Raw genomic sequence first — 25,424 nt, 5'->3', positions numbered from 1 at the left:
TCGTGGCCATGCCCACTCCCGGTAGGGCATTTGGTCGCGCTCATCCGACTCGTGCTGGTGTCCGCCCGTTGAGCCCGCCGCTAGGCTCGTATTGTGTCCGAATGATGAAAAACCGATGGCGCCGGGCGAGTGATTACCGCGCCGCCATCGCGATGATCGTAGACCATTCCTTATCCCCGACGGGAGATACGGACAGCCGCGACTGCCGAAGCATCGGCAATGCCGCGAGCGCGGGCTCAGCTTTCATGGCGGCGAGCGATACAGGGGCGGGGAGGGGGGCGAGCGGCTTGATAGCGACCGACACCCAATGGCCTTCGTCTCCATCCTTGCGAGGGCCGCGCGTCACCTCCGCGATGCCGACCGCCGCCTTATCCTTGCCGCTGTGATAGACCAGCGCCTTATCACCCGGCTGCATCGAGCGAAGGTGCGCGGCAGCGGCGTTATTGCGCACGCCATCCCATTCGGTGCCCCCGTCTCGAACCAGATCGTTCCACGCGTAACTGTCAGGCTCGGATTTCAGCAGCCAATTTGCCATCGTCGCGCACCTAAACCGTTGGTGAATACCTTATTCCGGCCCCATTCAGCCCGACTCGCGTAGCAAACGCAACACGGTCGCACCATCGTGCGTTGGTCAGGCGGACCGATGTAAAGAGTATGGAGGTTCGAGATGAACAGCTTTCTGAAAAAGGCAGGACTCGGCGCCGCGCTGGCCGCGACGGCGTCGGTTTCTGCGGCACCGGCGGATGCGCAGCGCTGGGGCGGCGGCTGGGGCGGTTATCATCGCTACCATGGTGGCGGCAATGCAGCGGGTGCGGCGCTTGTCGGCGGCATCGTTGGCCTGGGCATCGGAGCCGCGATCGCTTCCAATAACCGGCCGGGCTATTATTACGATCGTGGCTATTATGATCGTGGCTATTACGCGCCGCCGCCGCGCGCCTATTATTATGACGATTATCGTCCATATTATCCGCGCTGCTGGACCAGCTATCGCTTCGATCCTTACTGGGGTCGCGATGTGCCGGTACGCGTCTGTCGTTGATCGGCGCAGTCTGACGAGGTCACGCAGGAACGGCGCGGGTTAAGGCCCGCGCCGTTTTTGCATTGGTTGTCGCGCAATGATCCGCTAAGCGGCCCGCCCATGAGCGATACTCCCCCCGACCACCTTTCGATCGATCCCCGCAGCCCGCATTTCCTTCAGGAGGCGCTTGAACGTGGCGTCGGCATCCGTTTCAAGGGTGTAGAGCGCAAGGATGTCGAGGAATATTCGATTTCCGAAGGCTGGGTCCGCGTCGCGCTGGGAAAGAAGGTCGATCGACACGGCCGTCCCCTGACTATCAAGCTCTCAGGGCCGGTCGAGGCCTGGTTCGAGCGCCCGGCGGAACCCGGCGGCGACGAAGCCTGATCTGAGCACGCGTGCCGCGAGCGCGACGAGCGGGCAATCCCGGCGCGGCGCAAAACGGCGCACAGGCTCGTTATCACCAGGAAGCAAAAGTCCTTGGGGTACGCCCGATAAACTGATCCGTCGAAACGCTGCCTAGGCGGCCTCGAGTGCCTCGCTTGCCTCCAGCCAGCGCGCCTCGGCGGCGTCAATTCGTTCGGTGAGCTCGGCGCGTCGCCGCATCAACTCGGTCATCGTCAGTTTGGCCAGCGCGGCATCGGCGCCGGAGGGATCGAACATCGCGTGATCGATCGCCGAGCGCTGAGCGGTAAGTTTGCCCAGCTCCGTCTCCGCATCCGTGGCCGCCTTGCGGAGCGCTTTTGCCGCCTCGCGCTTTTCCGCTGCGGCGCGGCGCTCGTCCTTCCGGTTAGCTTTCGCGCTTTCCGTCTTTGGCTCCTTCGCCAGCACGAGCGATACATAATCGTCGAGGCTTCCATCGAATTCGGTCGCCGTGCCGCCATCGACCAGCACAAGCCGGTCAGCAGTAAGCTCCACCATGTGACGATCGTGGCTGACGATCAGGACGGCGCCTTTATAGCCGGCGAGCGCCTGCACCAGCGCCTCGCGAGCATCAACGTCCAAGTGGTTGGTGGGCTCGTCCAAGATCAGCAGATGTGGCGCATCGCGGGTTATAAGCGCCAGCGCGAGGCGCGCCTTTTCGCCGCCCGACATCTTGCCCACCTTGCCCGTCGCGCGGTCGCCAGAGAATCCGAACCGGCCAAGCTGTGCGCGCACGGCAGCGGGTGTCGCGTTGCGCATCACCCGGGTCATATGCGCGAGCGGGGTGTCGTCGGCGTCCAGTTCCTCCACCTGGTATTGGGTGAAATAGCCCACCTTCATCCGCGCGGAGGCGGCCATGTCGCCTTCCATCGGCGTCAATTGCGCCGCGATCAGGCGGGCAAGAGTCGTCTTGCCGTTGCCGTTGCGGCCGAGCAACGCGATACGGTCATCGGGATCGAGCCGCAGGCTCAGCCGCTTCAATATCGGGGTCTCGCCATAGCCGACGGCGGCGTGATCGAGCGTGATGAGCGGCGGTCGCAGCGGCTCGGGATCGGGGAAGTCAAACGACAAGGTGGGATCGTTCGCGACCTCCGCGATCGGCTGAAGCTTCGCCAGCATCTTGGCGCGGCTTTGCGCCTGTTTGGCGGTAGAGGCACGCGCGGAATTGCGGGCGATATAATCCTGCAGTTTTTCGCGCTGCACTTCCTGATTGGCGCGTGCTGCCGCAAGCTGCGCCATCCGCTCGGCCCGCTGGCGCTCGAATGCATCATAGCCGCCAGGGTAGAGCGTCGTCTTGCCACCCTGCAGATGCAGGATGTGATCGACGACATTGTTCAGGAAATCACGCTCGTGGCTGACTACAACGATCGTCGCGCGATAGGATTTGAGGAAATCCTCCAGCCACATCACCGCCTCCAGATCGAGATGGTTCGATGGCTCGTCCAGCAGAAGAAGGTCAGGCTGGGAGAATAGCAACGCAGCCAGCGCCACGCGCATTCGCCAGCCACCTGAGAAGCTGTCAAGCGGTCGTCCCTGGGCTGCTTCGTCGAAGCCGAGGCCTACCAGAATGCGAGCCGCTCGGGCCGGAGCGGCATGGGCGTCAATCGCAATCAACCGTTCGTGGATTTCGCCGATGCGGTCGGGATCAGTCGCCGTATCCGCCTCATCCATCAGCGCGGCGCGCTCGGTGTCGGCGGCCAGCACCGCCTCGAACGGCGTCGCTTGCCCGGCGGGCGCCTCCTGCGCGATATAGCCGACGCGCGCGCCGCGCGGCATGTCTATCGAGCCGGCATCGGGATCGAGCATGCCGGCGATCGCCTTTACCAGCGTCGATTTCCCGGCGCCGTTACGGCCGATCAGACCGACACGGCTCCCAGGCGGCAGCGAGGCGCTGGCGCCGTCGAGGATCGCGCGCCCGCCGAGACGGACGGTGATTGCGTTGAGAGTGAGCATGCGCGCGCGCCTAGCAGAGCAGGTGCGATCCCGCCAGCAAGCGCGCGCACATCAGGAAGAACTCAATGAACGAAGCGGGCCACCACGTCGCGATAAGAGCGGCTAACCTTTACCTGAGACCCGGACTCGAGGACGAGGAAGCATTCCCCGTTTGTGTGCGGCCTCACCTGCTTGACCAGATCAAGGTTGACGATGGTCGAGCGGTGAACGCGCTGGAAACGTCGCGGATCGAGGCGCTTTTCCAGATCCTTCATCGTTTCGCGCAGCACCAGCGAATTGTCCCCGGTCTTGATGACCATATAGTCCCCGGCGGCTTCGATCAGTTCGATCGTATCGACATCGACGCGGAATATCTGCCCGCGATCCTTGATGTTGATAAGCTTTTCAAAACGGTTGGCATTGACGTGATCGGCATCGTCGCTGGCCATTTCCGCGGCAGCTTCCGGCGCATGCTCCGCCAGAGCTTCCTTTAGCTTCTCGCTTTCCTCCGCGCCTTTCTTTTCGGCGATGCGCTGGCGCACGCGATCGAGCGTGTCGGCCAGACGCGCCTCCTCGACCGGTTTCATAAGATAATCCACCGCCTGCGCCTCGAACGCGCGCAGCGCGTGATCCGAATAGGCGGTCACGAACACGAACAGCGGCGGTTCCACCTCCATCAGACCTTGGACGACGGAAAAACCATCGAAACCGGGCATCTGGATATCGAGAAAGACCAGGTCGGGCTTGTGGGTCTTGATAGCGCTGATCGCCTCGCGACCGTTCTGGCACTTGGCGATGATCTCAACATCATCGTGCGCCTGAAGTCGCAGTTCCAGTCCCTGGATCGCCAAGGGCTCGTCGTCGACCAATATGGTGCGGATGGTCATTTTCCTGGTATTCTCCAAAACGTCCGTCGCGCCCAATTCACTCGTTTCGGCGCGACGCCTTTATTTCTCCACACCCCTGTTGACTCACTCAAGCTGGAACGGGATCTCGATATCTACCCCGAACCCACCCAGCGGCATGGCCTGGATCTCGAAACGATGATCCGCCCCATAGGCCTGCGCCAGACGTTCTCTGATATTGGCGATGCCGACGCCGGTTGAAAGGCTTGGTCGATTTTTAGTTCCCTGCAAGCCCGGCCCGGTATCGGATACGGTGATCTGCACGCGATCCCCGGCGAGCCGCGCCGTTATACGAATTTCGGCGCCTTCCTCCTGCGGCGTGACTGCATATTTGATCGCATTTTCGACCAGCGGCTGCAGTAGCAGCGAGGGCAGATGAGCCTTTTCGGCGGCCGGATCGATATCGAATTTCGGCTGCAGCCGATCCTCGAAGCGCATCTTCTCGATCTCGAGATAGAGCTTCAGCGTTTCGACCTCCTGCGCAAGCGTGACATGTGCTGTCGGCTCGTTGGCCAGCGTATAGCGCAGGAACGAAGCGAGGCGCGAGAGCATCGCGTTGGCACGCTCGGTCTGTTTCAGCAGTACGAGCGTGGAGATCGAATTGAGCGTGTTGAACAAAAAATGCGGGTTGAGCTGGTAACGCAGCATCGCTAGCTGAGCCGACGACGCCTGGGTTTCCAGATGCTGCATCTGATCGATCTGTTCCTCGACGATCAGATAAAAATTGATCCCGAAATACAGCGCCGACCAGCCGGCCAGCACCGTGAAATTGAGGAACAGCGCGCCGATCAGGAGCTTAACATCGATGCCCGGCGCGGCGAACTTGATGAAGCTGAACGAAAAAGTGTCGAGCAGCGAATACAGGAAGGTCGCCGCGCCCAGCGTCAGAAGCGAAAGGATGATGCCGGCGAGGCGGGGGAAGCTGCGGTAATAGCCGTAGAGCGTCGAGAGAAGCAGGGTGATGCAATAGCCGACGATCGTCTCGACGATGTTGGTGACGACACCTTGCAGCGTGAAACCGTTCGAGATGCTCGATACGGTGCGCAGGATCAGATAGCCCGACCAGCCCGCCGCCTGAAGAAACCAGAAGGCCCGCGCCTTGTCCTCAAAGAAGGGGCGCGCGAACATCGTCGGGGTGCGCACGATCGTTGCGGGAAACCGGGCCGGAACGGTTGCGCCGGGCGCGGGCGTTTGCGTGGTGCCCGGGGCGGATAGGGTGCTCGCCATCGCCGTAGCCTTACACGCCCCGCCGCCAGGGTGCAAAACAAGAGGGCCGCCGTTTCCCGGAAGAAACGACGGCCCCGAAGGCGTTACGAACCGAGGACGCTTAGAAGGTGAAGCGCGCGCCGATGCGGATCGTGTACAGCGATGGACGCGAGGAGATCACATTCTGCTGATCCGGCGTCACGCTTGGTGAGCTGTAGCGATATTGTGTGCAGGCCTGCGAGGTGGTGCCCGTCACCTGCGCCGCAGTGGGCGCTGTGCCCGTTGCGACGGCAGTCTGCAAGCATTGCACCCGCACCGCCGGGATCGTGTACGGGAACGAATATTCGCGAACCTGGCCCCAGTTCTTGTTGAGCAGGTTCGTGAAATTCTCGATGTCCGCGAACAGCATGATGCGGCTGTTGCCGAAGCCGGTCGGCACTTCCTGCGACAGATGCAGATCGACGCGGGTGAACCATGGCGAATTGAAGCCGTTCCGCGGCGCGATCTTGCCGCGATACTTTCCGAGCCCCGTGCTTTTGATAAGATTGTCGAGATAGGTCTGCGTGGTCGCGCTATCGTATGACACGAGCGCGTCTGTCGTGGAGGTGGGCACATAGAGCAGGTAACGGCTGCCCGTCCCGACGTTGCCGAAGATCGCGCTGCGACCGGAGGAGATATCCTGCATCGTATAGCTGTAAGGCTTGCCGATGCGGGTTTCGCCGAAGATCGAGAACACCGTCTTGTAATCACCGAAGAAGGCGTGATCGAACGTCACGTTATACTTGATGAAGTGACGAACTTCGTCGTTCGAAACGCCGTAGGCCGCGCCGCTTGCGTCGAAGAAAGCGCCGTTGCCGTAGTTCGAGCCTGCGGTCGAGGATGTCGCCGGCGTCGCATCCTTGACGTTCTGGTAGGTGTAGCTCGCCCCGATATTTACGCCGATATCGAAGTTCTTCTCGAACCGCGCCACCGCGATGTAGCCACGACCCTTGCTGGTATTGGTCAGCAGGATATCCTGGTTCGTATCGGCAAACGTGGTGAGTGAGGCGTAGCGTGTGCGACCGTCCGGGGTGGTAAGCGCGGTCGGGACCGAACGAATGTCGGTGAAATACACCTGGTCGCGAACCTTGGAATACAGCAGGTCCGCGCCGAAGTGCCAACCACCGCCCAGGAACCCGCCCAGATCGCTGTCGTAATCCGCCGACAAGGTCGCGCGCCACTGCGACGGCAGCTTGAAGTTCGGTGCCAGCGCATTGGTAGGCGCGGTGGCCGACGAGCTGCCGCCCGCCAGAACGGTGTTAGCGGCCGACGGGATTGTCGTTCCGTTCACACCGGTCAGGATCGCGCTGCCGGTCGCGTTGGCCGCCGCGCCGGTCTGGCCGGGCACGATATAGCTCGTTCCGTTGTTGTTCTGTCGAACATCGATGCTGTTCGACAGGAAACCGGTGTTCGAGAAGCTGTTGGACACATAAACGTCCGGCGAGCCGCCCGAGAAAATGCCTACGCCGCCGCGCACGGTGACGCCCGTCGCCGGCTTGAAATCGAAGCCGATACGCGGCTGGAACACGCCGCGGCCCGAGATATATGCGGTGTTCGGGAAGCCGAAGCGGCTCACGAAATTGGTGTTGAGCGCCGGACGGCTGTCACCGGCGTACAGATCATAACGCGCGCCATATGACAGCGTGAAAATGTCGCTGACACGCCAGATGTCCTGCACGCCAAAAGCGAGCGACTGATATTTGAACTGCGCGGCAGCATAGGCCGGGTTCAGGCTGGGGACAGCGTTCGTGTAGCGCAGGCGCTGCGCATTGCCGGCCTGGAGATCGGCGATCGAGTCAAAGTAATAATCGCCCGCCGAGCGCTGTACGAAAAGATTGAAGATCGACGTGCTCTGCACTTCGCTGAAGATGCGCAGATCATGATCGTTCCTGGTGAGGCGTGCCTGGACAAGACCGCCCCAGGTCTTGCTGGTCAGCTGGTTCGACTGGCGCGAGATATCGGGGCCAAACGAAACCGTTCCGTAACCCGGCTGACAATTGGTGGACAGGTCGTTGCCCGTTCCGCTGCTGCTGGGATTGGTGGAGCCAGCGCCGAAGTTTCCGCGATCGGATGTCGGTGCAGTACACACCTGGAACTGGCCGAAGCCGCGACCCAGGATCGGATCCTGGCCGCGCTTATAGTCCTTGTAGAATGCGCGAACCTCGGTCGAGAACTCATCGCTCCAGTCCGAGTTCAGCTGGAACACGCCTGTGTGGAGGCGATTGGACGCGATATAGCCGTTGGATTCGAGCCCAAGACCCGGCTGATTGGCAGTGGCGGAGGCCGGCCCGACGTTCGTGTTATTGCCGAACTGGATCGAGTCCTTGGTGTAGATATAGGTCAACGAAGCGCGCTGGCGATCGGACAGGTTGGCGTCGATCTTCGCGACGAGGCGGTCGTCGGAATCCTTTGAATTGTTCAGAATTCCGCCGGTGTTATATCCATATTTCGACTGCGCGATCTGCTGGATCTGCTGCACCTGCGCGTCGGTGATGTTCGGGATCACCGTGCCGGCGTTGTTGCTAGGGGTGCCCTCAGCGATCGGCGTGCCAGCGCGGATGCGCTCGCCAGCGACCATGAAGAACAGCTTGTCCTTGATGATCGGGCCGGAGATTTCGGCGCCATAATTCTCGTATTTGAACTTCGGCAGCGTGACGACACCGGTCGGGACGCCGGGGCCGGCCTTGGTCTTGGTGCCGGTCAGACCGTCGGACGAGCGGGCATAGAAGCCGGTGCCGTGGAATTCGTTGGTGCCGGATTTGAGGATCGCATTGATCGCGCCGCCCTGGAAATTGCCCTCGCGCACGTCATAGGGCGCAACCTTGGTCTGGAACTGCCCGATTGCGTCCAGCGGAACCGGCGAACGGCGCGTGGGCAGGCCGTCCGGATTGATGCCGAAGTTGTCGGTGACGGGAACACCATCGACCGAGAAACGGTTGAAGCGTGCATTCTGACCCGCGAAGCTTACGGCGCGGCCATTGCCATCCGAATAGTCGAGGCGCGCGAACGGATCGCGACGCATCAGATCGCGGATGTCGCGATTGACCGAGGCCACCGACGCGATCTGTGCGGCGGAAAGGACGGTCGCCGGGCCTTGGCTCACGGTGCGTGCGTTCGGCAGGCGCGACGCGGTCACGACGACATCGGCGGTGGAGTCCGCGCCCGCGGCGGGAGCCAGCTCGATCGGCAGATCATATGCCTGAGCCACGACGGTGAAGATGTCGGTCACGCTCGTCTGCGGATAGCCGCTGGCCTTCACGGTGACCGTGAAAGGTCCGCCGACGCGCAGGCCCGACGCGTTGAAGCTGCCGCCGGCGTCGGTGTTGGTCGAAGCGGTCGTGCCGGACGGTACGTTCACGATCGTCACGGTCGCGCCGGCCACCGGCGCGCCATTCGCGGTGACCGTGCCGCGAATCGTCGACGTGGTTTCCTGCGCTGTCGCCGCAATCGGCATGATGAGCGCAGCCGCAGCTACGCCCAGAAACAGGTTATTACGCATCTTTTCTTCCCCTTTGAGCTTTCTGCTCAGGTTCCCGGCGGTATCCCTGACCGTCCGCCGAGCCCGTGCCCCCGCATTATTAAGCTAAAATGACAGCCGCGAGTCGATTCCGGTTTTATGACCGACTCGCTTTTCCATCCGTTGCAAAAAAGCGACACTCACCTCGCCGCATCATCCCGCCGCCGCGACGATCGCCTGCCACGCGGCCTCGTCCACGACGCGGATGCCCAGCTCGGCGGCTTTCTTCGCCTTTGATCCGGCGCCCGGGCCGGCGACGACCAGATCCGTCTTGGACGACACCGATGCCGCGACGCGCGCGCCGAGCGATTCGGCCTGCGCCTTCGCCTCGTCGCGGCTCATCGTTTCGAGCGTGCCGGTGAATACGACGGTCTTGCCGGAAACTTCCGAGGCGCGCGTTTCGTGGACGACGTCCGCCGGCGTCACCTGGGTGAGCAAATCCGCGACCGCGGCATCATTCTGCGCTTCGGCGAAAAAGTCGATCAACGCGAGCGCCACTTCCGGCCCGACCTGCTTCGTGTCCGCGATCAGCGCGAGTTCCCTGGCGGTACGCTGAAGCAATTTGTCGTCGCTCTCGCCGATCGCCTGAAGCATCGCATCCCGCTTATCGATGCCGGTCTGCACCATCGCGCGGAACGCCGGCCAGCTTCGCCAGCGCCGTGCAAGGTCTCGCGCGGTCACCTCGCCGATATGGCGGATACCGAGCGCGAACAGCAAGCGATCGAGCGGCGGATTGCGCTTCGCGTCGATCGCCGCGATCAGGTTGCGCGCGGACACTTCCGCCCAGCGCTCGCGCGCGAGCAACTGCCCTTCGGTCAGGCGGAAGATATCCGCCGGGCGCGCGATCAGGCCGTCGGCGAAGAAACTCTCGATATTGGTGATGCCCAGCCCTTCGATATCGAGCGCGTGGCGCGAGGCGAAATGTCTCAGCCGCTCGACCTGTTGCGCCGGGCATACGAGGCCGCCGGAACAGCGCCAGTCTACCTCGCCCGGCTCGCGCACCGCTTCAGACCCGCATTCCGGGCAATGCGTGGGGAAGGGCCACGGCGCACGCCCTTCGGCGCGGGAGAGATTCTCGACGATCTGCGGGATCACATCGCCGGCGCGCTGCACGACAACGCGATCACCAGGATGCGCATCCAGCCGCGCAATCTCGTCAGCGTTATGCAGCGTCGCATTCGAGACGACGACGCCGCCAACGGTGACCGGGGTAAGCCGCGCGACCGGCGTGAGCTTGCCGGTGCGGCCAACCTGGATATCGATCGCCTCAAGCGTGGTCTGCGCGCGTTCGGCGGGAAACTTGTGCGCGATCGCCCAGCGCGGCGCGCGTGCGACGAAACCGAGCCGCTCCTGCCAGTCGAGCCGATCGATCTTGTAGACCACGCCGTCGATGTCGAAGGGGAGATCCGCGCGCCTCGCCTCGATCGCGCGATAATGTGCGAGAGCCTCGGCGATATCATTCACGCGAGCCAAGGCATCGGCGACCGGTATTCCCCAGCCGCGGATCGCCTCGATCACGTCGAACTGCGTTCCGCCGGGCAAGGCCGACGTCTCGCCCCAGCCGTGCGCGAGGAATCGCAGCGGCCGGCTGGCGGTGACGGCGGCGTCCTTCTGGCGCAGCGAGCCGGCGGCGGCGTTGCGCGGGTTTGCGAACTGCCGCGCGTCCTTGCCGCTTTCCACCGCCTCGGCCGCGAGCCTCGCGTTGAGCGCGGTGAAATCGGCCTTGGCCATATAGACCTCCCCGCGCACTTCGAAGATATCCGGCGCATCGGCCGGCAAGATCTTGGGGATATCGCCGATGGTCGCGACATTGGCGGTCACGTCTTCGCCGGTAGTGCCATCGCCGCGGGTCAGTGCCTGCGTGAGCCGACGTTTTTCGTAGCGTAGCGAGCAGGACAGGCCATCGATCTTCGGTTCCGCAGTCAGCGCGACAGGCGCGTCTTCGGGCAGCCGCAGGAAGCGGCGGACGCGGGCGACGAATTCCTCCACTTCCTCGTCGGCAAAGGCATTGTCGAGGCTGGTCATCGGCCTCGCATGCTGCACCTTGGCGAGATGCGAGGCGGGTGCGGCGCCGACGGCGCGGGACGGCGAATCAGCGCGGACCAGATGCGGGAAGGCCGCCTCGATCGCGTTGTTAAGCTGCACCAGCGCATCATAGTCCGCGTCGGCGATCTCCGGCGCGTCCTCCGTGTGGTAGCGGCGATTGTGATAGGCGATTTCGCGTGCCAGCCGCTCCAGCTCGGCGGCGGCATCCGGGTCGTTCGAGGGGAGGGCGCTCATGCCCGTCCTCTAGCCCGTTCACCCCGCGCTTGCGAAGAGTGAACGGGCCGAAAGATCACCGGTTAGGGCTGCTTCCCGACGGGCGCGACATATTCGCCCATCTGTCCGCCGTCGATTTCATCAAGGCCCTTGTACAGGCGGGAATTGTGCATGCCGTACACGAAATAAAGCACGATCGCCGCCGCCGCATACCAGGCGAAGAAGATCAGGACGCGCGTCTCGACCGAAAAGATCAGCCCGAAGCAGAACAGGATCCCGAGCGCCGGCAGCACCGGATAGAGCGGCACCCTGAACCCGCGCGGCAGATCGGGGTGCGAGCGGCGCAGGTAAATCACCGTCAGGCAGACGATGCCGAATGCCGCCAGCGTTCCGACCGAGGTCATGTCGCCGAGCGTATTGATGTCGAAGAAGCCTGCCGCGCATGCGACGATCAGCGCGACGAGGATCGTGTTGACCCACGGCGTCTTGAAACGCGGATGGACCGTGGCGAACACACGCGGCAACAGCCCGTCGCGCGCCATCGTGTAGAAGATGCGCGTCTGGCCATACATCAGCACCAGCACGACGGAGGTGAGGCCGACGATCGCGCCGATCTTGATGATTTTCGCGAACCAGCTCCACTGCGGGCCGAGCGCATCGACCGCGACCGCGACCGGATCGGGCACGTTGAGCATCTTGTAATTCACGATCAGCGTCATCGTGACCGATACGAGCATGTAGATAACGGTGCAGACGACGAGGCTGCCGATGATGCCGATCGGCATGTCGCGCGCCGGGTTCTTTGCCTCCTGCCCGGCAGTCGAAACAGCTTCGAACCCGATATAGGCGAAGAAAACGATCGACGCGGCGCGCATGATGCCGCCCCAGCCGAACTCGCCCTTTTCGCCAGACGGCGGCGGGATGAACGGATCCCAGTTCGCCTTCAACGTGCCGAAATTCTGGATAACGAACCAGCCGACGATCAGAATGAAGGCGATGATGACGGTCATCTTCACCAGCACGATCGCGTTGTTGACCTTCGCGCTCTCGCTCACACCAACGACAAGCAGGGCGCCGAGCACCGCGCAGATAGCGAAAGCGGGCAGGTTGAACAGATAGGTCAGCGGTGCGCCATTGGCGCCGAGGACGGCCGCGCCGTTGGCCATGATCGCATGGCCGCTCGGTCCGGTAAGCTCGACCGGAATGACGATGCCGTAATCGCGCAGCAGCGACACGACATAGCCCGACCAGCCGACCGCGACGACGGAAGCGGCCAGGCCATATTCCAATAACAGCAGCGCGCCCATCACCCAGGCAGCGAACTCGCCGATCGTGGTGTAGGAATAGGTGTAGGCGGAGCCCGATACCGGCAGCGTCGAGGACAGTTCGGCATAGCACAGGCCCGCAAGCCCGCAGATCACGCCCGCGACGACGAATGAGATCAGTACGGCGGGGCCGGCATGGAGCGCGGCGGCATTGCCGGTGCGGACGAAGATGCCGGCGCCGATGATGCAGCCGATACCGAGGAAAACGAGATTTGCGGCGCTGAGCGTCCGTTTAAGTTCGCTTGCTTGTGTTTCGCGCTGGACCTGCTCCACCGTTTTGCGAAGCATCATCCGCCCGAGAAGACCTTCTGCGGGTCTAGTTGCCATGTTCCTCCCTCGACCGCCTCTCCGGCGGCCCGAATATGTTAAGCCGTCAAGCCTAGCGGCGAATACGGCATCCGCAAAGTCTCAACGTGTGCGCGATCAATCGCGGCTGTCGTTGCGTACCAGCATCGGGCCGAGTGACCGGCCTGCGAGGATATGGACGTGCAGATGCGGCACCTCCGCATGCGAATCGAGCCCGGTGTTGGCGAGCAGGCGATATCCGGGCGCAACGAGCCCCTGATCGCGCGCCACCCGGCCAACGGCGCGGGCGAAGCCGGCGACCTCGGCATCGGATCCATTGGCGCTGAAATCGTCCCACGAAACATACTTACCCTTGGGGATCACCAGAATATGTGTCGGCGCCCATGGTGCGATATCGTGGAAGGCGAGGGCGAATTCATCCTCGTAAACGCGGCGCGACGGGATTTCGCCGCGCAGGATCTTCGCGAAGACGTTCTGGTCGTCATAGGGCTGGGTGGCGTCGACGGCCATGTGTCACCTCTGGCTATTCGGGACGGAAGGAAAGTGGCCGGCCGGCTTTTTCGTCATGACCGGACTGGCCTTCGCGCCGGTCGAGTTCGCGGCGCACGTCGTCCAGCGACAGATCGGCGTCGGCAAGCAGGACGAGCAGATGGAAAATCAGGTCTGCCGCCTCGGGAATTATCTTCGCATCGTCGCCAGAGCAGGCGGCGATAACGGTCTCCACCGCTTCCTCGCCCAGCTTCTGCGCGATCCGTTTGCGCCCCTGGAAAAACAGGCTGGCGGTGTAGGACTTCATCGCCGCCGCGTCCTTGCGCGCGCGGATCGTCGCCTCGAGGCGGTCGAATGTATCGTCGGCCATGACGGCAGCGGTGCCGCCTGGCGCGCGCGCGGTCAACCGCGTGGCGGACGTTTTTGCATTCGCCGCCGCAATGCGCGCCGCGTGAGCCATATCGCGATCACGGCGACGACGAAAAGCGCAACGTCCGAAAGCTCGGGCATCGTCCGCTCGCGGACGGTGCCGCTGTGTGGATCGCCGGCGACTAAAGTGGCAGGCCCGGCTTCGTTCGTGCCGAACGCCAGCGAGGCTGTCGCTATGCCCATAATGCCGCGACGCGGTCGGCCGCGCTCCGCCAATCGATGCCCCGCCGGGCGAGCCATGCGTCGTCATAATAGGTGCAGCCATATCGATCGCCGCCATCGCACAATAGCGTCACGATGCTGCCGCGCTCTCCGGCCGCCGCCATTTCCTCGACCAGCTGCGCGCAGGCCCACAGATTGGTGCCGGTCGATCCGCCGACACGCCGCCCGAGCCGATCGGACAGCGCGCGCATCGCCCCAATGCTCTGTGCGTCCTCGACCGCGACCATACGGTCGATCACGCCCGGGACGAAGCTCGGCTCGACGCGCGGACGCCCGATACCCTCGATGCAGGAGGCGCAGCCCGCCGGTAACTGGGCAATGCTGCGATCGGCATAATGCCGGTGAAATATCGAATGGACCGGGTCAGCAACGAGCAGGCGCGTGGCATGGCGCTGATAGCGGATGAACCGCCCGATTGTCGCCGAGGTGCCGCCGGTGCCCGCCCCGCACACGATCCACTCCGGGATCGGGCGCTCCTCGCGCGCCATCTGGGTAAAGATGCTCTCGGCGATATTGTTGTTGCCGCGCCAGTCTGTCGCCCGCTCGGCATAAGTGAACTGGTCGAGATAATGCCCGCGCGTTTCCTTCGCGAGCCGGTGCGCGACCTCATAGACGGTGCGCGGATCGTCCACGGTGTAGATCTCGCCGCCCTGGAAACGGATCGCGTCGAGCTTCGGCGCGGCGGTGGTTCCGGGCACCACCGCGATGAAGCGCAACCCCAGCATCCGCGCGAAATACGCCTCGCTCACCGCCGTCGAGCCGGATGACGCCTCGATCACGCAGGTGTCCGGCCCGATCCATTCGTTGCACAGCGCGTAGAGAAACAGCGAGCGCGCCAGCCGGTGCTTCAGGCTGCCGGTGGGGTGCGAGCTTTCGTCCTTCAGATACAGAGTGATCCCGCGATGGTTCGGCAGATCGACGCGGATCAGATGCGTATCTGCCGAGCGATTGAAATCCGCCTCGATCCGTCGGATCGCCTCCGACAGCCATACGCGGTGGGGATCGATCGTAGGCGCGCCTTCCATCATCGCAAATCCTGCATCTCGCAAAACGTGTCAGTGCGCAGCTTTGGCGGCCATGTCTATGCAGATCGGCGCCGTCATCAAGCTCTCGCTGTCGATGTGATCGCGCATCGTGGCGGAACGCACCTCCATTTCGGACGATGCGCCAACATCTGGCGGATTACAACTGTAATCAATTTACTAAGACACTGATATAAAACAATATTCAAGTTTGGCACGGCAGATGCAATCCGATGATCGCAGCACGAAACGCTGCCAGAATTTCGGAGGAGGAAGCTATGAATACCAAGTCCCTGATCGTCGCCGCCGTCGCAATCGCCGCCGCGTCGGCCGTACCCGCCGCCGCCCGCACCGCGGCGCCGGCGACCGCCGCGCCAGTCGCGGGTACGGAGCCTTCGTCGACCCAGCGGATCTGCGTGGTCGATAATTTCACCGGCTCACGTCTGCCGACGAAGGTATGCCGCACCCGCGCCGAATGGACCAAATTGGGCCTGGATCCGCTCGCCAAGTGACCCAGCGTGCTGGGCGGCCCGTGTCGACCCTTATCGTCGCGGACCGCCCGTTTCGCGGTCAGATCTCGCGAAGGTAGATTTGATATACCTTGTTGACCTTGCTCTCGATCGCGCCTGCGATCGAGTTCATGCCCTGATTATCGTCCAATACCCATCCGATCTCGCCGCGTGTGGCGCCATAGTGGGCCACCGCGTCGCGACGGATGAACTCTATCATCATGAAAGCAAGCTGGCTGGCGAGGCGCGACGACTGAAGCTCTTTCAGCACCCCCATCAGCGGCACACGCATCGTATGTGCTTTTGGCTTGCGGAGCCATAACAGCAGCTTGGCCCAGCCGAACGGCAGCAGGTTACCGTTCAGCGGCTTGATCGCCTCGTTGAGATCGGGGAGCGTGATCATGAACGCCACCGGCCGCCCGTCGAATTCGGCGATGCGGATCAGGTCGTTGAAGACAATCGGCTTAAGCTTCACCCCGATATCGTCGATCTCAGGCTGCGTGAGCGGCACGAACCCCCAATTGTCGGACCACGCATCATTAAGGATGCCGAGGATGATCGTCGCCTCTTCCATGAAGCGTGACTTGTCCACTTCGCGGATCCGGATGCGCGGGTTCTTTTCGCCCGATGCCACGATGCGGTTGACGATCGGGGGGAAGCCCTTGTCGATCGCCAGATCGTAGGTGAGAAGCTGCTTCACCGGGAGATAACCGGCCCGCTCGACCCAGCCGCGATATTCTTTCCTGGCATGACCCATCATCACCGTGGGCGGATGATCGAAGCCCTCGATCAGCAGCCCCGGCTCTTCCCACACCGATTGCGATACCGGCCCGATCACCCGCGTGGTGCCGTTCTCGCGCAGCCAGCCTTCCGCTGCGGCAATCAGCGCGGTGAACACCTCCTCGCGCTCGGCCTCCATAAGCCCCCAGAAGCCGGTGCCCGGGCCGAAACCGCGATCGGCGGGCATCTCCAGCGCCAGCGTATCGATATGTGCCGAGATGCGACCGACCACGCGGCCGTCCTGCTCGGCGAGGAAAAGCTGCGCAATCGCATGGCTGTACCAGCCGTTCTTTTCCGGCGTTATCAGCCCCAGCGCTTCGCCTTTAAGCGGCGGCACCCAATTCGGATCGTCGCGGTAAAGCCTGAAGGGGAAGTCGACGAAGGTCTTGCGATCACGCTTCGTCAGGACGGGGCGGATAGTGAGTGCTGATGCCATGAGATCAGCGCAATAATCGCCCGAAGCGATCATGGCGAGTGACCTTTCCGTCATCATCGCGCGATCGCCGACCTGTAAAGGCCACCGTATCGCCACTATCTTCGGGCAATGAGCCACGCCATGACCAGCATTATTCTCGACCGCGAAGCCGCGACCGACAGCACGGCGCGCTTGCCGATCGCAGACGACCGCGCGATGCTGAAGGCGGCCGCGGAACTGACGCGTGACATCAACGCGCCGCGCGCGGGCATATACTGGGGGGATTTCCTGGGATCTGTCGCGATCGGCTATGCGGGACTCGTGCTCGCGGTCCTGAGCGGTTCGACGTGGATCGCGATCGCCGCGGCGCTGATCGCGGTGCTTGCCCTATATCGTGCGTTGAGCTTCATCCACGAACTGACGCATGTGCGCCACGCCGTGCTCCCCGGTTTTCGCTTCGCCTATAATCTGTTCATCGGGGTGCCGATGCTGGTGCCGTCCTTCATGTATGAAGGGGTGCACAACCTGCACCACGCTCGCACGCGTTACGGCACGTCGGAGGACCCGGAATATCTTCCGCTGGCGCTGATGAAGCCGTGGACCTTGCCGGCGTTCATCGTCGTGGCCGGGCTGACGCCGATCGCGCTGATGTTCCGTTTTGCCGTGCTTTCGCCGCTATCGCTGCTGATCCCCCCGTTGCGGCGTATGGTGGTGGAGCGTTATTCGGCGCTGGCGATCAATCCTGCGTTCCGCCGCCGGATGCCCGAGGGCGATTTCCGCGCGCAGTGGAACCGGATCGAGATCGCCTGCGCATGCTGGGCGATCGCGCTACTTGCGCTGGTGGCCACGGGCACGCTCCCGTTGCGCGCCTTTGTTATCATGCTCGCGATCTCGTCGGGCGTGGCGGTGCTTAATCAGGTTCGCACGCTCGTCGCCCATCTGTGGGAAAACGAGGGCGAGGCGATGACCGTCACCGCGCAATATCTGGATTCGGTTAACGTGCCGCCGCCGGGTGTGCTCCCCGCGCTGTGGGCGCCGGTTGGCCTGCGCTATCATGCGCTTCACCATTTGCTGCCGGGTGTCCCGTATCACTCGCTGGGCGAGGCGCATCGGCGCCTGACGGCGGCGCTGGACGCGGGGTCTTGCTATCACAATGCCAGCTATCGCAGCCTGCCGTATCTGGTCGGCAAGATTGCGCGGAGCACGATGCTGCCGCGCCGCTGAAACCAGGCTTATTCTTCGGTGCGCAGCAACACCGTTTCGCCGATGAACAGGAACAGCAGGAAGGGCGCCCAGGCTGCCAGAAAAGGCGGATAGGCGCCCAGATTGCCCATCGCCAGCGCGAAATTGTCCGCGACGAAATAGGCAAAGCCGAGCGCCATGCCGATGACGGCGCGCACGAACAACTTGCCGGATCGTGCGATTCCGAACGCCGCCACAGCGCCGAGCAGCGGCATCAGCACGGAGGAGAGCGGGCCGGACAGTTTGTGCCAGAGCGAGCCCTCCAGTGATTTGGTGGGCCGTCCGGCCGCCCCGAGATCGTCGATTGCCGCCTTCAGTTCGCTAAACGAAAGCTCGTCGGCATCGGCGGAAGCCAGCGTCAACTGGTCCGACGTCACGCCGCGCGCGACAATTGTCGTGCCCAGCCTGGTGACCTTGCCACTCGCGACATCGAAGCGCTGCGCGGGCGAGATCGACCAGCCATCGGCGACACGCTTGCCGTGCAGCGCGGTGGTGATCCCACGCAGCTCGCCGCCGCTGCGATCGTAAACCGTGATCCCGGAAAGCCGCGCGGCGTCGCCGCGCCCGGTGATCTGATCGACTTCGACCAGATTCTGCCCGGATCTCACCCACACGTTCGATCGATCGCCACGCTCGGCCGGTATCGAGCCGTAATCGACCTTCTGCCAGCGGTTGAGTGTCGCCGTCGCGCGCGGCACGATCCGGTCGTTGAACGCAAAGCTCACCACCGCGACGCCCATGCTGGCGACGATCAGCGGCGCGAGCACCTGATGCGCGGACATGCCCGCGCCCTTAAGCGCCACCACCTCGCTGTTCTGGTTCATCGTGATCAGCGTCAGGATCGTGCCGAGCAGGACGGAGAAGGGCAGGAAGCGCGCGATGATCTGCGGAACGCGCAGGGAAACGTAATACCAGATCTGCGCGTCGCCATTGCCGCGAACCGCCAGGATCTTGCCCGATTCGCCAAGCAGATCGAGCGCCTGCAGCACCAGTACCAACCCGGCAAGGATGCCGAAGGTCCGGACCAGGAACATCCGGCCCATGTAGAGAGATACGGTGCGTGACGGGAAGAAGGAGGTCATGCCGCACCCTCCACCTTGCGACGGCGGCCGGGCAAGTACCGCGCCACCGCTTTCCAGGCCTTGCCGGCCACGCGCTCGAGCGCACCGATCGGCTGACCGCCGGGCACATAGGCGATCGTGCGATACATCCACAGCACCAGCCCGGCGAAACACAGGAACGGCACCCACAAGGCGATGAACGGATCGATTCTCCCCTGCTGCCCGACGGTGGCGGCGTATTGATTGACCTTGTGATAGGTCACGATCATCACGATCGACAGGAAGACGCCGAGCGCCGAGGTGGAGCGTTTCGGCGGAACGCCCAGCGCCACCGCCAGCAACGGCAGCAGGAACATCGAAGCGACTTCGGCCACGCGGAAATGGAATTCCGCCCGGCTGCTGTCGCGCTCCTGCGGGGACTGGGCGGAGCGGCCGGTGCGTGCGAGTTCGGGCAGCGTCGCCTCCAGGCTTTCGCCGCTGCGGACGCGGAACTGCTCGAACTTGGGCAGGTTGATCGGCAGATCGTGGCTGCTGAAGCTCAGCACGCGCGGCGTGCGAAAATCGGCGCGATTGTGAACCAGCGTTCCGTTGGTGAGGCGCAGGATGATGACATCCGGATCGTCGGTGGCGAGGAACTGGCCATGTTGCGCCGTCACGCCAACCCAATCGCCCTTCGGCGTCTGCGTGTGGACGAATATCCCCGAAAGCTGGCGCCCGTCATCGCGGCTCTGCTCGATCCGAAGCGTAAGGCGGTCGCCGAGATGGGTAAATTCCCCGACCTTGATCGACGCACCGAGCGCGCCGGTACGCAGCTCGAAGCGGAGCTGCTCATAAGCGTAGCGCGCCTTCGGCTGGACATAGCCGACGATGGCGAGATTCAGCAGCGCGAGGCCGATCGCATACAGATATGGCACGCGTAGCAGCCGACCGTAACTCATCCCCACGCCGCGCATCACGTCCAGTTCGGATGAGGTGGCGAGCCGGCGGAAGGCGAGCAGGATGCCCAGCATGAGCCCGATCGGGATGCCGAGCCCGAGATATTCGGGCAGCAGGTTCGCCAGCATCTTCCAGACGACCGAAACCGGGCCGCCCTCCGTCGCGACGAAATCGAACAGGCGGAGCATGCGATCGAGCACCAGCAGCATCGCCGCGAGAACCAGCGTGGAGAACAGCGGCAGCGCGATCAGCCGTGCCATGTAGCGGTCGATCGATTTCATGGTCGGGGAATTGTCACTCGGCGCTGCGTATGGATCGGGGCGGTATAGGCGGGGGAATGCCGGGCGTCAGCCGGAAATATCCGCCGGATCGAAATCGATGCGTTATTCGGTGACCAGGTCGGCGTGCGCGGTGGCCGGGCCGGCTGCGATCGCCGCGCCGATCGCACGCTCCAGCGCCATCAGCGTGAATGGCTTGCGCAGCACATGATGGCCACCGAACGCGACCGTACCGTCGATTTCACCGGCATAGCCGGTTACGAACAGGACGGGGATATGGGCATGATCGTCGTCCAGCGCGGCGATCATTTCCGGCCCGGTTCGGGTGGGCATCAGCACGTCGGAAATGATGAGCGCGATCGACCGGTGGGTCGCGAGCAGTTCCGGCGCCGCGAGCGGATCATCGCACGCGATCGGCCGATGCCCCAATTCGTTCAATGCGCTTACCGTGGCGGCGAGTACGCGTGGATCATCTTCGACCACCAGCACGTCGAGCGAGGAGGAGGCGGGCAGTACGTCCGCCACCGGCTTGTTCGCCGTTGCCGGCGCCACCTCGCCGGCTGCCTCGCGTGGCAGGTAGAGCGTGATCGTCGTCCCTTCGCCGAGCGCGGTATCGAGCGCGATCGCGCCGCGCTGCTGCCGGACGAACGCGAAGATCTGGCTGAGCCCGAGCCCGGTGCCTTTGCCGACCGGCTTGGTCGTGAAGAACGGTTCGAACACGCGCTCGGCGACTTCCGGCGTCATGCCGCAGCCCGTATCGCTGACGGCGATCGTCAGATACTCGCCCGCCGGGCATTCCCGCTCGCCGTCGCCCAAAGAAACGGTGCCGGCCGCGATCGTCAGTGTACCGCGACCACCCATCGCGTCGCGGGCGTTCACAGCGAGATTGAGGAGGCTGTTCTCGAGCTGGACACGATCGGCCCGCAGTTTCCAGCCGTCGCTCTCATCCCGAATCGCGATCGTGATCGCGTCACCCAGCGTGCGATCGAGAAGGTCGGACATGCTGAGCAGCAATTCACTTGCGCCGATGACTTCCGGATTGATCGCGGTTTCGCGCGCGAAGGTCAGGAGCTGGCCGGTCAGCGCGGCGGCGCGCCTTGCCCCCTCCATGGCGCTGTCGATATGGCGACCGACTTCCGCGCGCGCGCCTTTGCCGGAAAGGCCGCGCTGGGCGAGCTCCAGTCCGCCCATGACGACTGCCAGCATATTATTGAAATCGTGCGCGATTCCACCAGTCAACTGGCCCACCGCCTCCATCTTCTGCACCTGGCGCAATCGCGCTTCCTGTTGCCGAAGTTCGGCGGTGGCGACCGTCACGGCGGCGGCGAACTTGTCTGCGCGTTCACGCTCCGCGTCAGCATCGGCCCGCGCGATGCCGCGTTCGGTCAGCACGCGCACCGTGAGCGTGCCGAGTGCGATCGCGCCGATGAGTATAAGGATGCCAAACGCGGAGAGGATACGCGCCAGCCTTGTCGATCGCTCGATCGCGTCGCGCGTCTCTCGGGTGCGCAGATCAAGCAGGTCGCGCTCACTGCGCGTCACCTCGTCCACCAGCCGGTCGATGGATACCAGCGAGGGCGACTCCCGCGCCTCGTAGTAGAGCGACAGCGCCTGGTTGTTCTTGCCGTAATTGGTGCTGAGCGCGATCAGCGACAATTCCTTGCCGCGTTGCTGATATGCGCCGCGCAGCCGCGCAAGGCGCGAAATCTGACCATCGCTTTGACGCGACAGTTCGGTCAGCCGGTCAATCTGCTTTCCGGCGAGTTGCCACTCGTCGTAGTAAAGGCGGCCCAGCTGCTTGTCGCCGGAGATGACGAATCGGCCGAGCGACGCCTCGGATTCCGCGATCGTCCCGCCAAGCGATCGCGCCAGCACCATGATGTCGTAACTGTGTGACTGTAGCCGGATTGCGCGATCGCGCTGGCGATTCGCCTCGCCGAGCGTCACGATCAGCCCCAGGAGCACGGCGACGCCAAGCACCCCCATCACGGCCAGCATGACGATGCGCAGTTTCGATACCACGGTTTCCGGTATCGTGCCCCCGAGTAACCCGCTCACAACCAGGATTGGTATCAGACCCGGACGCGCGCGAAAAGCGCGCCCGCGATGGTCAGCCGATTGCGGCCGTCGCGCGGCCGGCGGCCTCGAACATGGCGATCACTCGCGAGATCTGCTCGCTGGTATGCTCGGCGCAGACCGAGCATCGCAGAAGATATGTGCCGGCAGGCGTTGCGGGCGGGCGCGCAACGTTCACATAGAGGCCAGCTTCCAGCAGCGCGTGCCACATCGCGACGGCCTGATCCTGATCGTCCAGCAGGACGGCGACGACGGCGGATTGCGGCTCGTCTGTCGGCAGGCGAAAACCAAGACGCTGCAATCCCCCGTGCAGCGCGCGCGTATTGTCCCACAGGCGGGCGCGTTTGTCGTGCGCGTGCATCAGCTTGCGGATCGAAACGGCAGCGCTCGCCATCACGGCCGGCGGCAGGCTGGCGGTGAAGATATAGGGGCGGCACACGAAGCGCAGGATGTCGAACTTCGGATGGTTCGAGACGCAGAAGCCGCCGACCGTGCCGACCGATTTGGAAAAGGTGCCGATCACGAAATCGACCTGGTCTTCCAGCCCCTGTTCCTCATAGACGCCGCGCCCGTTGGGGCCGAAGAAGCCCATCGAATGCGCCTCGTCCACCAGCACCATCGCGCCGTGCTTCTTGGCGACGGCAACCATCTCGCGGAGCGGCGCGACGTCGCCGAGCATCGAATAGACGCCCTCGAGCACGACAAGCTTGCCCGGTTCCCTCGGCAGGCGGCCAAGGCGCTTGTCGAGATCCTCGACCGAATTATGGCGGAAGCGGACGATATCCGCATTGCCCATCGCGCAGCCATCGTAGATCGACGCATGGCTGTCCGCGTCGAGGATGATGTATTCGCCTTTACCTGCGATCGCCGAGATGACGCCGAGATTCGCCTGATAGCCGGTCGAGAAAACGATCGCTCCGGTGGTGCCGTAGAATTCGCGCAGCGCCTGCTCCACCTCCATATGATCGTGGAAAGTGCCGTTCAGCGCGCGGCTGCCGTTAGTGCCGGTGCCGAACTTGTCGAAAGCGGCCTTGCCCGCGGCGATCACGTCTGGATCGAACGTCATCCCCATATAATTGTAGGTGCCGAGCAGGATCGTCTCGCGGCCCTTGATGACCGCAACGGTGGGGGATTTCACCTCCTCCATCACGATGCCGAAAGGATCGCGCATGCCGCTGGACAGCAGTGCCTCCCGCTCAGCGATCAGCGGCGCGAACTTGTCGAACAGATCGCGTTCGGCGGGCGCCGCGGAAACGGGCGCGGGCGCGTCGGGCTGCAGGCCGCTCTCGCTCATCTTACGCCTTCAGTTTGGCAACGGTGTCGGCGAGCTGGCCGACTGTTTCGATCTCGGCCTGCATGTTCATCGTGATGATGATGTCGAACTCGTCCTCGATCGCGGCGACAAAATCCATGACCGTGAGACTGTCCCACTCCAGGTCGCCCTGAAATGTTGTCGCGTCGGTCACCACGACGCCCTTCTTGTTGAAAGGTTCGATCTGCGCCTTGATGGCGGTGAGGATGGTATCGCGGTCGCTCATGTCCCGGCCCTTAATCGCTTGGCATCAACCTTGCCAAGCGATTGCGGCGGAAGCTTGACCCAAAGGGAGCCGCGGGGCGAGGTTCAGCCGTTCGGACCGATCCGGTCGATATCCCGGCGCAACCCGAGCTGATTTTCATCATGCGGGCTAGGCGCGATCGTGGACGCAGCGGGCGGAGCAACGCTTTCGAGGCGGCGGTTCTCCCGCTCCAGTTCCGATATCCGGGCGTTTGCTTCAGATAGTTTTCGATCGGCATCGGTGCGCGTGGCCGCATGGGCATCGCGCTCGGTGGCGTAGCGGTCGCGCCACCTGCGGCCGCCGGGGTGGCTGGCGAGCCCGAACAGCCAACCGGCGATCAGCGCGACCGCGAGAGCGAGATATTGCGTCGGCGTGGTGAACAGCATGGCGGGAACCTCTTCGTTGCGAGAGCCCAACGAATCATTCCGCAATGACGTTCCGGCGCGGCGATGCGGCCGGAAAGTCGCTCCGCCGGATCAGACCCTGCCGTTGATGAACGCGTCCTTGATCGAGCAGGCCGCTGGCCCGAGGATCACCACGAACAGCACGGGCAGGATGAACAGGATCAGCGGCACCGTCATGATCGCCGGCAGCCGCGCGGCTTTTTCCTCCGCGCGCATCATGCGCTCGTTGCGGAACTCGGCGGAAAGCACGCGCAGCGCGGAGGCGAGGGGGGTGCCGTATTTTTCGGTCTGGATCATCGTCGTGACGATGCCCTTCACTTCTTCGAGCGCGATCCGATTCGCGAAGTTATCAAATGCCTGGCGGCGATCGGTGAGGAAGCCAAGTTCGATCGCCGTGAGCGCGCATTCGTCGCCAAGCTCGGGATAGGCCTTGCCCAATTCCTTTGCGACGCGATGGAAGGCGGCGTCCACGGTAAGCCCCGCCTCGGCGCAGATCACGAGCAGATCGAGCGCGTCGGGCAATCCCTTGCGGATCGCGGCCGAGCGCTTGCTGATCTGGTTCTTGAGGAAGATATCGGGGGCCTTGTAGCTCACGATGAAGGTGATCGCGACCAGGCCGTAGCGCTTTAGCGAGGACCATTCGGCGAAACTGTTCGTGCCGTAGACCACGAATACCATGATCCCGCCGAGCACGATCGGCAGCACCATCCGGCCGAAAATCACGCCGACCGCCCATTCCTTCGATCGGATGCCTGCCTGCAATAGCTTGCTCTGCGCGTCCTTGAGCTGGCTGTCCTGCAACACCTTCAGCGTCGACAGGAGCGATCGGATGCGATCTGCGCCGTCGCTGCGCCTCACAAGCTGCGCGCGGCGCTTCCCGGTGGAGGCCGTGATGCCTGCCTTCAACTGCTCGCGACGGTCGTTCAGCGCCTTGACGCGGCGCGCCATCGGATCGCGCACGCTGAGCGCGGCGTAGATCGCGATCAGCACCGCAAACGCGGCGATGCCAGACAGGATCGTTGCCGCCCAATAGACGTCCACCCCCATCAGCGTCGGATTGGTTGAAGGTTCCATCGCG

Annotated in this window: 22 protein-coding genes; 4 read left to right on the top strand and 18 right to left on the bottom strand. The window is 63.5% G+C overall.

Annotation, left to right across the window (positions count from 1 at the left end):
* Positions 1 to 133: 133 nt before the first annotated feature.
* Positions 134 to 535, bottom strand: coding sequence for an EVE domain-containing protein (locus ACM61V_RS13435; protein ID WP_137787623.1), 402 nt, complete (start codon positions 533 to 535; stop codon positions 134 to 136).
* Positions 536 to 667: 132 nt separating this feature from the next.
* Between ACM61V_RS13435 and ACM61V_RS13430 the strand changes: the two genes are divergently transcribed.
* Together ACM61V_RS13430 and ACM61V_RS13425 are read left to right on the top strand one after the other, a co-directional pair.
* Positions 668 to 1,039, top strand: a complete 372-nt coding sequence (locus ACM61V_RS13430) for a hypothetical protein (protein WP_137787622.1) — start codon at positions 668 to 670, stop codon at positions 1,037 to 1,039.
* 99 nt (positions 1,040 to 1,138) lie between these two features.
* Positions 1,139 to 1,402, top strand: coding sequence for a DUF3297 family protein (locus ACM61V_RS13425; RefSeq protein WP_137787621.1), 264 nt, complete (start codon positions 1,139 to 1,141; stop codon positions 1,400 to 1,402).
* A gap of 132 nt (positions 1,403 to 1,534) precedes the next feature.
* Here ACM61V_RS13425 and ACM61V_RS13420 read toward each other — a convergent pair whose 3' ends face one another.
* From ACM61V_RS13420 to ACM61V_RS13380, 9 genes are all read right to left on the bottom strand, one after another.
* The gene (locus tag ACM61V_RS13420) at positions 1,535 to 3,391 is read right to left on the bottom strand and encodes an ABC-F family ATP-binding cassette domain-containing protein (RefSeq protein ID WP_137787620.1); all 1,857 of its coding nucleotides are present in this window, start codon (positions 3,389 to 3,391) and stop codon (positions 1,535 to 1,537) included.
* A 62-nt stretch (positions 3,392 to 3,453) separates the two neighbouring features.
* Positions 3,454 to 4,257, bottom strand: coding sequence for a LytR/AlgR family response regulator transcription factor (locus ACM61V_RS13415; protein ID WP_137787619.1), 804 nt, complete (start codon positions 4,255 to 4,257; stop codon positions 3,454 to 3,456).
* Positions 4,258 to 4,341: 84 nt separating this feature from the next.
* Positions 4,342 to 5,403, bottom strand: a complete 1,062-nt coding sequence (locus ACM61V_RS13410; RefSeq protein ID WP_137787618.1) for a sensor histidine kinase — start codon at positions 5,401 to 5,403, stop codon at positions 4,342 to 4,344.
* A gap of 199 nt (positions 5,404 to 5,602) precedes the next feature.
* Positions 5,603 to 9,019 (bottom strand): carboxypeptidase regulatory-like domain-containing protein, encoded by a 3,417-nt coding sequence (locus ACM61V_RS13405; RefSeq protein WP_419714063.1) that lies wholly within the window; start codon positions 9,017 to 9,019, stop codon positions 5,603 to 5,605.
* 171 nt (positions 9,020 to 9,190) lie between these two features.
* Positions 9,191 to 11,317, bottom strand: a complete 2,127-nt coding sequence (gene ligA, locus ACM61V_RS13400; protein ID WP_137787616.1) for an NAD-dependent DNA ligase LigA — start codon at positions 11,315 to 11,317, stop codon at positions 9,191 to 9,193.
* 62 nt (positions 11,318 to 11,379) lie between these two features.
* On the bottom strand, positions 11,380 to 12,948 hold the full coding sequence (locus tag ACM61V_RS13395) for an amino acid permease (protein WP_249341635.1): 1,569 nt from the start codon (positions 12,946 to 12,948) through the stop codon (positions 11,380 to 11,382).
* A gap of 96 nt (positions 12,949 to 13,044) precedes the next feature.
* The gene (locus ACM61V_RS13390; protein WP_137787615.1) at positions 13,045 to 13,437 is read right to left on the bottom strand and encodes a histidine triad nucleotide-binding protein; all 393 of its coding nucleotides are present in this window, start codon (positions 13,435 to 13,437) and stop codon (positions 13,045 to 13,047) included.
* A 13-nt stretch (positions 13,438 to 13,450) separates the two neighbouring features.
* Positions 13,451 to 13,786, bottom strand: a complete 336-nt coding sequence (locus ACM61V_RS13385; RefSeq protein WP_137787614.1) for a phosphoribosyl-ATP diphosphatase — start codon at positions 13,784 to 13,786, stop codon at positions 13,451 to 13,453.
* A gap of 232 nt (positions 13,787 to 14,018) precedes the next feature.
* On the bottom strand, positions 14,019 to 15,092 hold the full coding sequence (locus ACM61V_RS13380) for a PLP-dependent cysteine synthase family protein (RefSeq protein WP_137787613.1): 1,074 nt from the start codon (positions 15,090 to 15,092) through the stop codon (positions 14,019 to 14,021).
* Positions 15,093 to 15,367: 275 nt separating this feature from the next.
* Here ACM61V_RS13380 and ACM61V_RS13375 point away from each other — a divergent pair, with 275 nt between their 5' ends.
* Positions 15,368 to 15,601, top strand: coding sequence for a hypothetical protein (locus ACM61V_RS13375; protein WP_137787612.1), 234 nt, complete (start codon positions 15,368 to 15,370; stop codon positions 15,599 to 15,601).
* A gap of 58 nt (positions 15,602 to 15,659) precedes the next feature.
* On the opposite strand, the gene ACM61V_RS13370 is transcribed toward ACM61V_RS13375, so the two are convergent.
* Entirely contained in the window at positions 15,660 to 16,814 is a 1,155-nt protein-coding gene (locus ACM61V_RS13370; RefSeq protein WP_137787611.1) for an N-acetyltransferase, read from the bottom strand.
* Positions 16,815 to 16,934: 120 nt separating this feature from the next.
* On the opposite strand from ACM61V_RS13370, the gene ACM61V_RS13365 reads away from it, so the two are divergent.
* Positions 16,935 to 18,017 (top strand): fatty acid desaturase family protein, encoded by a 1,083-nt coding sequence (locus ACM61V_RS13365; RefSeq protein WP_249341634.1) that lies wholly within the window; start codon positions 16,935 to 16,937, stop codon positions 18,015 to 18,017.
* An 8-nt stretch (positions 18,018 to 18,025) separates the two neighbouring features.
* Here the strand turns inward: ACM61V_RS13365 and lptG are convergent, their stop codons facing one another.
* The 7 genes from lptG to ACM61V_RS13330 all read right to left on the bottom strand — a co-directional run bounded on the left by lptG (position 18,026) and on the right by ACM61V_RS13330 (position 25,420).
* Entirely contained in the window at positions 18,026 to 19,117 is a 1,092-nt protein-coding gene (lptG, locus tag ACM61V_RS13360; protein ID WP_137787609.1) for an LPS export ABC transporter permease LptG, read from the bottom strand.
* On the bottom strand, positions 19,114 to 20,313 hold the full coding sequence (lptF, locus tag ACM61V_RS13355) for an LPS export ABC transporter permease LptF (protein ID WP_171007629.1): 1,200 nt from the start codon (positions 20,311 to 20,313) through the stop codon (positions 19,114 to 19,116). Before lptF ends, lptG begins: the two co-directional genes overlap by 4 nt.
* Before the next feature lie 102 nt (positions 20,314 to 20,415).
* Positions 20,416 to 22,368, bottom strand: a complete 1,953-nt coding sequence (locus ACM61V_RS13350) for an ATP-binding protein (RefSeq protein ID WP_349290327.1) — start codon at positions 22,366 to 22,368, stop codon at positions 20,416 to 20,418.
* 52 nt (positions 22,369 to 22,420) lie between these two features.
* A complete protein-coding gene (gene spt, locus ACM61V_RS13345; RefSeq protein ID WP_137787608.1) occupies positions 22,421 to 23,680 on the bottom strand; it encodes a serine palmitoyltransferase in 1,260 nt (419 codons plus the stop codon).
* Position 23,681: 1 nt separating this feature from the next.
* On the bottom strand, positions 23,682 to 23,924 hold the full coding sequence (locus ACM61V_RS13340; RefSeq protein ID WP_137787607.1) for an acyl carrier protein: 243 nt from the start codon (positions 23,922 to 23,924) through the stop codon (positions 23,682 to 23,684).
* Between the two features lie 83 nt (positions 23,925 to 24,007).
* Positions 24,008 to 24,328 (bottom strand): hypothetical protein, encoded by a 321-nt coding sequence (locus tag ACM61V_RS13335; RefSeq protein WP_419714062.1) that lies wholly within the window; start codon positions 24,326 to 24,328, stop codon positions 24,008 to 24,010.
* 90 nt (positions 24,329 to 24,418) lie between these two features.
* Positions 24,419 to 25,420: a type II secretion system F family protein gene (locus tag ACM61V_RS13330; protein ID WP_171007628.1), complete on the bottom strand. Its 1,002-nt coding sequence runs from the start codon at positions 25,418 to 25,420 to the stop codon at positions 24,419 to 24,421.
* Positions 25,421 to 25,424 lie beyond the last annotated feature (4 nt).

The organism is Sphingomonas sp. TX0543, from assembly GCF_048565505.1.
GTDB lineage: Bacteria > Pseudomonadota > Alphaproteobacteria > Sphingomonadales > Sphingomonadaceae > Sphingomonas.
Note: the sequence above shows the minus strand (reverse complement) of the source record. Positions and strands in the feature narration are given on the sequence as shown.

Coding starts and splice junctions, on each gene's coding strand:
- lptG (WP_137787609.1), bottom strand. CDS start 19,117: ATGACCTCCTTCTTCCCGTCACGCACCGTATCTCTCTACATGGGCCGG.
- ACM61V_RS13335 (WP_419714062.1), bottom strand. CDS start 24,328: ATGCTGTTCACCACGCCGACGCAATATCTCGCTCTCGCGGTCGCGCTG.
- ACM61V_RS13365 (WP_249341634.1), top strand. CDS start 16,935: ATGACCAGCATTATTCTCGACCGCGAAGCCGCGACCGACAGCACGGCG.
- spt (WP_137787608.1), bottom strand. CDS start 23,680: ATGAGCGAGAGCGGCCTGCAGCCCGACGCGCCCGCGCCCGTTTCCGCG.
- ACM61V_RS13415 (WP_137787619.1), bottom strand. CDS start 4,257: ATGACCATCCGCACCATATTGGTCGACGACGAGCCCTTGGCGATCCAG.
- ACM61V_RS13430 (WP_137787622.1), top strand. CDS start 668: ATGAACAGCTTTCTGAAAAAGGCAGGACTCGGCGCCGCGCTGGCCGCG.
- ACM61V_RS13380 (WP_137787613.1), bottom strand. CDS start 15,092: ATGGAAGGCGCGCCTACGATCGATCCCCACCGCGTATGGCTGTCGGAG.
- ACM61V_RS13425 (WP_137787621.1), top strand. CDS start 1,139: ATGAGCGATACTCCCCCCGACCACCTTTCGATCGATCCCCGCAGCCCG.
- ACM61V_RS13420 (WP_137787620.1), bottom strand. CDS start 3,391: ATGCTCACTCTCAACGCAATCACCGTCCGTCTCGGCGGGCGCGCGATC.
- ligA (WP_137787616.1), bottom strand. CDS start 11,317: ATGAGCGCCCTCCCCTCGAACGACCCGGATGCCGCCGCCGAGCTGGAG.
- ACM61V_RS13435 (WP_137787623.1), bottom strand. CDS start 535: ATGGCAAATTGGCTGCTGAAATCCGAGCCTGACAGTTACGCGTGGAAC.
- ACM61V_RS13370 (WP_137787611.1), bottom strand. CDS start 16,814: ATGGCATCAGCACTCACTATCCGCCCCGTCCTGACGAAGCGTGATCGC.
- ACM61V_RS13340 (WP_137787607.1), bottom strand. CDS start 23,924: ATGAGCGACCGCGATACCATCCTCACCGCCATCAAGGCGCAGATCGAA.
- ACM61V_RS13405 (WP_419714063.1), bottom strand. CDS start 9,019: ATGCGTAATAACCTGTTTCTGGGCGTAGCTGCGGCTGCGCTCATCATG.
- ACM61V_RS13375 (WP_137787612.1), top strand. CDS start 15,368: ATGAATACCAAGTCCCTGATCGTCGCCGCCGTCGCAATCGCCGCCGCG.
- lptF (WP_171007629.1), bottom strand. CDS start 20,313: ATGAAATCGATCGACCGCTACATGGCACGGCTGATCGCGCTGCCGCTG.
- ACM61V_RS13330 (WP_171007628.1), bottom strand. CDS start 25,420: ATGGAACCTTCAACCAATCCGACGCTGATGGGGGTGGACGTCTATTGG.
- ACM61V_RS13395 (WP_249341635.1), bottom strand. CDS start 12,948: ATGGCAACTAGACCCGCAGAAGGTCTTCTCGGGCGGATGATGCTTCGC.
- ACM61V_RS13410 (WP_137787618.1), bottom strand. CDS start 5,403: ATGTTCGCGCGCCCCTTCTTTGAGGACAAGGCGCGGGCCTTCTGGTTT.
- ACM61V_RS13385 (WP_137787614.1), bottom strand. CDS start 13,786: ATGGCCGACGATACATTCGACCGCCTCGAGGCGACGATCCGCGCGCGC.
- ACM61V_RS13390 (WP_137787615.1), bottom strand. CDS start 13,437: ATGGCCGTCGACGCCACCCAGCCCTATGACGACCAGAACGTCTTCGCG.